This is a genomic window from Lysinibacillus sp. 54212, from assembly GCF_036662795.1.
Classification (GTDB): domain Bacteria; phylum Bacillota; class Bacilli; order Bacillales_A; family Planococcaceae; genus Lysinibacillus_B.
Genome location: NZ_JBAFWZ010000051.1, coordinates 1 through 6,375, shown reverse-complemented (window position 1 = coordinate 6,375; position 6,375 = coordinate 1). Strand labels below are relative to the sequence as shown.

The following is a 6,375-nucleotide window of genomic DNA, read 5'->3' as shown; positions in this document are numbered from 1 at the left end:
TATCCGCACAAAAGCGAGGTCTATCCGAACAAAAGGAGTAGCTATCCGCACAAAACGAGAGTCTATCCGAACAAAAGCCAGCCCCACCCGCAAAAACGTAACCGACTAAAAAAACCTAAGACCAATCAAAACTATCATAAAAAGCTCAAAAAATTCATCAAAAAATTCATCCAAAAAATTAAGGAGGCTCAATATGTTAAACCATCAATCTAAAAGGTTGCAATACAAAGGGTTGTTAATAGAACCATCAATTCAACACTTTTTTTCGGGGCGAATTTGGTCACGTGAGACAAGCCCATTTCCGCAAGAAAAAATCAACAGGTATATACATCATGGATACTTCCGTGTATTAACCGCTATCGACAACAAGAAAGAATCACTAGAATGTAATCGGTGTCACAATAAAGATAAGAGACGTTATGTTTATTACGAATGTGCTCGCTGTCAAAAAATATGTGTGTATTGTCGACACTGTATTAATATGGGGCGTTTGAGCAGTTGTACAGAACTTATTATTTGGAATGGCCCACAGCCTAAAAGTGAAAAAAGGCATCGTTTAGCGTGGGAAGGCCAATTCACAAAGGCACAGCAACAGGCATCAGAGGAGCTTTCAGCAAGTCTACAAGTCAATCGTCATCATCTGTTGCATGCCGTTTGTGGAGCTGGAAAAACCGAGGTTCTGTTTACAGCTATCTACAAAGCACTTTCGGAAGGGAAGCGTGTTTGTGTGGCTACTCCGAGAACGGATGTTGTTCTTGAGCTGTTTCCGCGTTTGCAACAAGCATTTCCGGGAACAAGGATTCACGCATTGTACGCAAACTCCCCATCACAGCATGGCTTTGGTCAGCTTATTGTTACAACTACACATCAGTTGTACCGGTTTCAGGAAGCGTTCGACGTTATGATTGTAGATGAAGCGGACGCATTTCCATACACATTTGATGAGGCATTACAAAAGGCTGTCATGAAGGCAAAAACAAAGATTGCACCTATTGCCTTTGTAACAGCAACACCGTCTCAATCCATCCTTGGCAAAGTGAAAAGTGAGGGGTGGGGGTATTCATTTATTCCGAAACGTTATCATGGGTTTCCGTTGCCGGTCCCTCGTTTCGAAGCCTTATGGAGCTATTCCAAGCAATTTTCAAAAGGTAAAATTCCGAAAAAGCTCGCTCTTTGGACAATGAAGAGAATCGAAAAACAAGAGCCTTTCCTAATTTTCTTCCCAACGGTTAATCTAATGGAGCAGGCGACACCCTTATTTCAAAGACTTCATGAAGGCATTACTTCCGTTCATGCAGAGGACGATGAAAGGAAAGAAAAGGTACTACAATTACGAAATGAAAAAATACCTGGCTTGCTTACGACAACTATTTTAGAGAGAGGTATTACGATAAAAAATGTTCACGTTACAGTTATAGGAGCTGAAAGTAAAATTTTCACATCAGGGGCACTCATTCAAATTAGCGGTCGAGTTGGCAGGAATAGTGCCTTTCCAGACGGAGATGTTATTTTCTTTCATCAAGGTATAACCGTGGAGATGGACGAGGCGAAGGAAGAAATTGAACGATATAATCTCATTGGGTTCGGTGGTGGCTCGTATGAATAAAGAAATTACCCATTGCCTGCTTTGTGACCAGGTCTTGTCAATTGAATCCTCCTGGCTAACATTATTAGAAAGATTCTCGCGAACGATTTGTATACGTTGTGAACAGAATTTTGAGACCTATGTAAATCCTGAGGACGATCATATTGCGCTATATTACTATAACGAGGCAATGAAAGATTATATGCATCGTTATAAATTTATGCATGATGTGCTACTAGCGAAAGTTTTTCGGAAAAATATTGCAGGGCAATTGAAACGGATACAAGGAATCATAGTTCCTGTGCCTATGCACCCCGAAAAAATGAAGGAAAGAACGTTTTCACAGGTTGACGAGCTTTTAAAAGCAGCCGAAATACCGTATCAACAGGTTCTTCAAAAAACGACAACAGAAACACAGGTCGGGAAAACACGTGAAGAACGAATGAATGTTAAACAATTGTTTAGAGTAAGGAACGAGATGATAATAAAACCGACACACTATATTATTGTGGATGATATTTTTACTACCGGGACAACGATTGCGCATGCGGAAAAGGTGCTGTTAGAAGCAGGGGCGAAAAAGGTTTCTTCATTCAGTTTAATTCGGGGCTAATATCAAAAAAATGTAAAAATTATTCGCTAGATAACGAGCATAGTCACATTTATAATTGTATAGTCCGCTAAATATTTTTATACTGTATACTAGAAATATAGTTTGTTCTGGAAAAAATGGAGGGATTTTAATGGCTGAATTACGCGCCTGCCCAATGTGTGGGTCATTTTTTAACTACACCGGACTTAGAGAGGTTTGTCATAATTGTGCACAAAAGGAAGAGGATTTATATCAAGTAGTGTATCGTTTTTTACGAAAGCGTGAAAACCGTGCCGCAACAGTTGATCGAATTGAAGAGGCTACGGGGGTAGATAAAGAGTTACTGTATAAGTGGGTGCGGAAGGGGCGTTTACACCCTGCGACGTTCCCTAATTTAGGCTATCCATGCGATAACTGTGGTCATTTGACTCATAAAGGGAAACTTTGTTCAAAGTGTCAGGATTCAATCAAATCCGATTTACGAACATTCGAGGCAGCAAAAGAATTCCGAGATAGTATTCTTGAACAAGACCGGGGTACATATCATGCGGATCGTAAAAAAAGATAGTACAATTAGAGTTGTTCTTTAAATAAAGAGCGACTCTATTTTTTGTTCTAGGAAAGTATAAAATCAAATAAATATCTGTATAAGAAAATACGTCAACTTCCCTTATTTTAGGTGATAGATGTGTTTTTCTAATTCAGTCGTTAACATTTTTATGAACGTACCGAAATATAGATTAGATAAAAATTGTTGAGGGGAGGCATTCTTGATGAAAATAAATACTTTTGGTGTAAATTCTATTAACCCGTATAATCAGTCCAATCGTCAAATTAACGATGTGAAAAAAGGGCAATCATTTGCTGATAAATTAGAAATCTCAATTACTGCAAAGGAAATGCAAGGTACGAAAAATTACAATACAGAGCGTGCTGAGCGTGTAGAAAAACTGAAGGAAGAAATTGCGTCTGGTGAATATAAAGTAGATGCACGTAAAGTGGCAGAGGATATGCTGAAATATTACCGCTTTTAAAAGGAGATACGCTACATGTCAGTAGAAAACCTAATTTCAACGCTTGAGAAGCTTGAAAGAATGCATAAAAGCTTACTTGAATTAGCACAGAAAAAAACAGAATTTATCAAGGCCAACGACATGGAGCAGCTTGATAGCATGTTAAAAACAGAGCAGGCTCATGTAGCGGCAATCGAAACACTTGAGCAACAGCGTCAGATGATGGTAACGGATTACCTACGAGCAAAGGGAATTGCTTTCACTGACACACCAACTGTTGCCGAGTTGATAGATGCTGCTGAGGAGTCAGAAAAACAAGCTTTGCAGAAAATAAGAGAACGTTTAGTGAATCTTGTTACAGAATTAAAAGAGCAAAATGATTTAAATCAAAGGCTAGTATTACAGTCCTTACAATTTGTCAATTTCTCGCTTGATATGTTACGACCGCAGCACAATCAAACAAGCACGTTCAATTATTCAGGTGCTGAGGTGCGAGGCGAGACAAATGTTTCAAAAAAATCATTCTATGATTCGCAGGCATAACGCTATAAAGGGGCATTTACATACAGTCCATCCCTTTATAAGCAATACATAAAAAAGGAGGAAGCAACATGCGTTCTACATTTATGGGGTTAGAAACAAGTAAGCGCGGTTTATTTGTACAACAAACGGCGTTATACACAACAGGTCACAATATTTCAAATGCCAATACACTGGGGTATTCTCGTCAACGGGTTAATATGCAGGCGACAGATGGCTATCCATTTCCAGGACTAAACTCACCGAAATATCCAGGACATCTTGGAACAGGTGTAGAAGCAGGCTCTATTCAACGAATTCGTGACCAGTTTATCGACCGTCAATTCCGCCAAGAAGCGAATAAGCTTGGTTATTGGGAGTCAGCAACAAAATCAATTTCTCAAATGGAAGACATCATGACGGAGCCTTCAGAATTTGGCATTAACCAAGCATTCACAGACTTTTGGAAGTCGATGGAGGATGTAATCGATAATCCAAAAGATACAGCGGGTCGTCAAGTAATGATCTCTAAAGCAGAGGCACTTGCTGAATCGTTCAACTATATGGATAAGCAGTTAAAGATAATCCAAGGGAATATCGGAAATGAAATATCCGTTTCAACTGATAAAGTAAACTCTATTTTAAAGCAAATTGCCGCGATTAATAAGCAAATTGGAGCCGTTGAACCAAATGGCTATGTACCGAATGATTTATATGATGCGCGTGATGTTCTAGTAGATGAGTTAAATCAATATCTTCCAGTTTCTATTGAAATGGTAGAATCGGGCGGCTTGGCTTCCTCTGTTGCTGAAGGAAGTATGACGATTACGTTCAATGGGATGGAGCTTGTTAATGGTAATAAATACGCACATATTAATGCAATGGATACGAATAATCAACCTGTGGATGGAGAAGTTGATGACATTGCAACAGGCGAATACAATGAATTTGCAGGCTTTGCCATCTCAGCTATTGATGATCCACCGACAGCATCAACTACTGTTAATGTAACGTATGGTCAACTAGATGCAGCTAAAGGCAAACTATTATCGCTAGTCGATTCATATGGACATAGCGGTGGGCAAGGGTTATATCCTGAAATGCTGAACAATTTAGATGTATTAGTGAAGGATTTTGTTGATGCATTTAATGCAATCCATCAAGGTGGATTCGATTTAGATGGTAATCCAGGTCAGCCTTTCTTCTCGGGTGATTCTGCGCGCAATATAAAGGTAGAGATTACTGATCCTAAAGAAGTTGCAGCTTCTGGAGCGACTGGTGAAGAAGGAAATAACGAAAACATTCGTAAATTAGCTGCGCTTCAATCTGAAACAAGAGGAGCACTTCAAAACGGCACATTCCAAAGCTATTATAAATCCCTTGTTGGAAAATTAGCGGTTAAAGGTGAAGAGGCTGCTCGAAATACATTCAATTCGGGCACACTGCAATTGCAAATTGCAAATAGCCGTGCTTCTATAAGCTCTGTTTCGTTAGATGAAGAAATGACAAATATGATTACATTCCAGCAAGCGTACAATGCGAATGCACGTATGATTACTGTAATAGATGAAACATTAGAAAAAATTATTAATGGTATGGGACGAGTAGGTCTATAATTTATTGATCCATATGCTCTTCTATTAATAGCTTGACGAAAGGGGTATAACTATGACACGCGTTACACAATCGATGTTATCAAGTAATATGCTACGAAATTTAAATTCGAGCTATAATAAAATGTCAAAATACCAAGAAATGCTGAACTCAGGTTCAATTATCTCTCGCCCATCAGATGATCCTGTTGTTGCAGTAAAGGGAATGGGGTATCGTGTTGAATTAGATAAAAACGAGCAATACAAACGAAATATTCGTGAAGCACACACTTGGTTAGATTCGACAGACGAGGCTCTAGATCAAGTTGGTTCTGCTATGAAGCGAGTAAAGGAGCTAATTGTTCAAGCAGCTAACGATACTAACACAACAGAAGACCGACAAAAAATTAATGCAGAAATTACACAAATTAAACAACAACTTCGTGATGTTGCCAATTCAAAGGTAGGAGATAACTATATTTTCTCTGGTACACATACGAGCCAACCTTTATATACAGATTCAACTGGTCCCCAAAATCCAGCAATTACAACAGGGGCGACAGGGGAGATTAAAATAAACGTATTTGACGGCATTTCGATGAAGCTAAATACACCAGGAAATGACTTCTTTAAAGAAGTTGATGACTTTATGGGACGTGTAGAAACAGTACTTCAAAGTGATGCGACGAGTGCGGAAATTAGTGATGCACTTGGGCTAGATATGTCTGACGGTGCGGGGAACAACATCCCTGCCCTCGACGGTTTATACGAAAAAACACTTACAATACGAGCAGAAGTTGGTGCACGCCAAAATCGAGTGGAAATGATGGAAAATCGTTTAGATATCCAAAATGTAAACATAACAAAGCAAAAATCACAAAACGAAGATACTGACTATGCAAAAACGATTACAGAGATGGTAACTCAAGAATCCATCCACCAAGCCGCTTTGTCGGTAGGCGCCAAAATTATTCAGCAAACGTTAGTAGATTTTATTAGATAAAATCTACTAACGTTCTGCCCCGAAAGCGAAGCGTCAGGGGCAACCCACGAAGTGGACGTTCAGCCCCGAAA

Annotated in this window: 7 protein-coding genes; all 7 read left to right on the top strand. The window is 39.2% G+C overall.

Annotated elements, in window-relative coordinates; all coding sequences use genetic code 11:
• Positions 1-193: 193 nt before the first annotated feature.
• The 7 genes from V4T18_RS18030 to flgL all read left to right on the top strand — a co-directional run bounded on the left by V4T18_RS18030 (position 194) and on the right by flgL (position 6,304).
• Positions 194-1,606: a DEAD/DEAH box helicase gene (locus V4T18_RS18030; protein WP_332651804.1), complete on the top strand. Its 1,413-nt coding sequence runs from the start codon at positions 194-196 to the stop codon at positions 1,604-1,606.
• Entirely contained in the window at positions 1,599-2,198 is a 600-nt protein-coding gene (locus V4T18_RS18025) for a ComF family protein (RefSeq protein WP_332651802.1), read from the top strand. The genes V4T18_RS18030 and V4T18_RS18025 overlap by 8 nt, the downstream gene beginning before the upstream one ends.
• 130 nt (positions 2,199-2,328) lie before the next feature.
• Positions 2,329-2,745 (top strand): TIGR03826 family flagellar region protein, encoded by a 417-nt coding sequence (locus V4T18_RS18020; protein ID WP_332651800.1) that lies wholly within the window; start codon positions 2,329-2,331, stop codon positions 2,743-2,745.
• A 205-nt stretch (positions 2,746-2,950) separates the two neighbouring features.
• Positions 2,951-3,211 (top strand): flagellar biosynthesis anti-sigma factor FlgM, encoded by a 261-nt coding sequence (flgM, locus tag V4T18_RS18015; protein ID WP_332651798.1) that lies wholly within the window; start codon positions 2,951-2,953, stop codon positions 3,209-3,211.
• Positions 3,212-3,226: 15 nt separating this feature from the next.
• A complete protein-coding gene (locus V4T18_RS18010; RefSeq protein WP_332651796.1) occupies positions 3,227-3,733 on the top strand; it encodes a flagellar protein FlgN in 507 nt (168 codons plus the stop codon).
• Positions 3,734-3,801: 68 nt separating this feature from the next.
• A complete protein-coding gene (gene flgK, locus V4T18_RS18005) occupies positions 3,802-5,325 on the top strand; it encodes a flagellar hook-associated protein FlgK (protein WP_332651794.1) in 1,524 nt (507 codons plus the stop codon).
• 52 nt (positions 5,326-5,377) lie between these two features.
• Positions 5,378-6,304 carry a flagellar hook-associated protein FlgL gene (gene flgL / locus V4T18_RS18000; RefSeq protein WP_332651792.1) on the top strand — a complete coding sequence of 309 codons (927 nt, stop codon included), beginning with the start codon at positions 5,378-5,380 and terminating at the stop codon, positions 6,302-6,304.
• The last annotated feature ends 71 nt before the right edge of the window (positions 6,305-6,375 follow it).

Coding starts and splice junctions, on each gene's coding strand:
- flgM (WP_332651798.1), top strand. CDS start 2,951: ATGAAAATAAATACTTTTGGTGTAAATTCTATTAACCCGTATAATCAG.
- V4T18_RS18030 (WP_332651804.1), top strand. CDS start 194: ATGTTAAACCATCAATCTAAAAGGTTGCAATACAAAGGGTTGTTAATA.
- flgL (WP_332651792.1), top strand. CDS start 5,378: ATGACACGCGTTACACAATCGATGTTATCAAGTAATATGCTACGAAAT.
- V4T18_RS18020 (WP_332651800.1), top strand. CDS start 2,329: ATGGCTGAATTACGCGCCTGCCCAATGTGTGGGTCATTTTTTAACTAC.
- V4T18_RS18025 (WP_332651802.1), top strand. CDS start 1,599: ATGAATAAAGAAATTACCCATTGCCTGCTTTGTGACCAGGTCTTGTCA.
- flgK (WP_332651794.1), top strand. CDS start 3,802: ATGCGTTCTACATTTATGGGGTTAGAAACAAGTAAGCGCGGTTTATTT.
- V4T18_RS18010 (WP_332651796.1), top strand. CDS start 3,227: ATGTCAGTAGAAAACCTAATTTCAACGCTTGAGAAGCTTGAAAGAATG.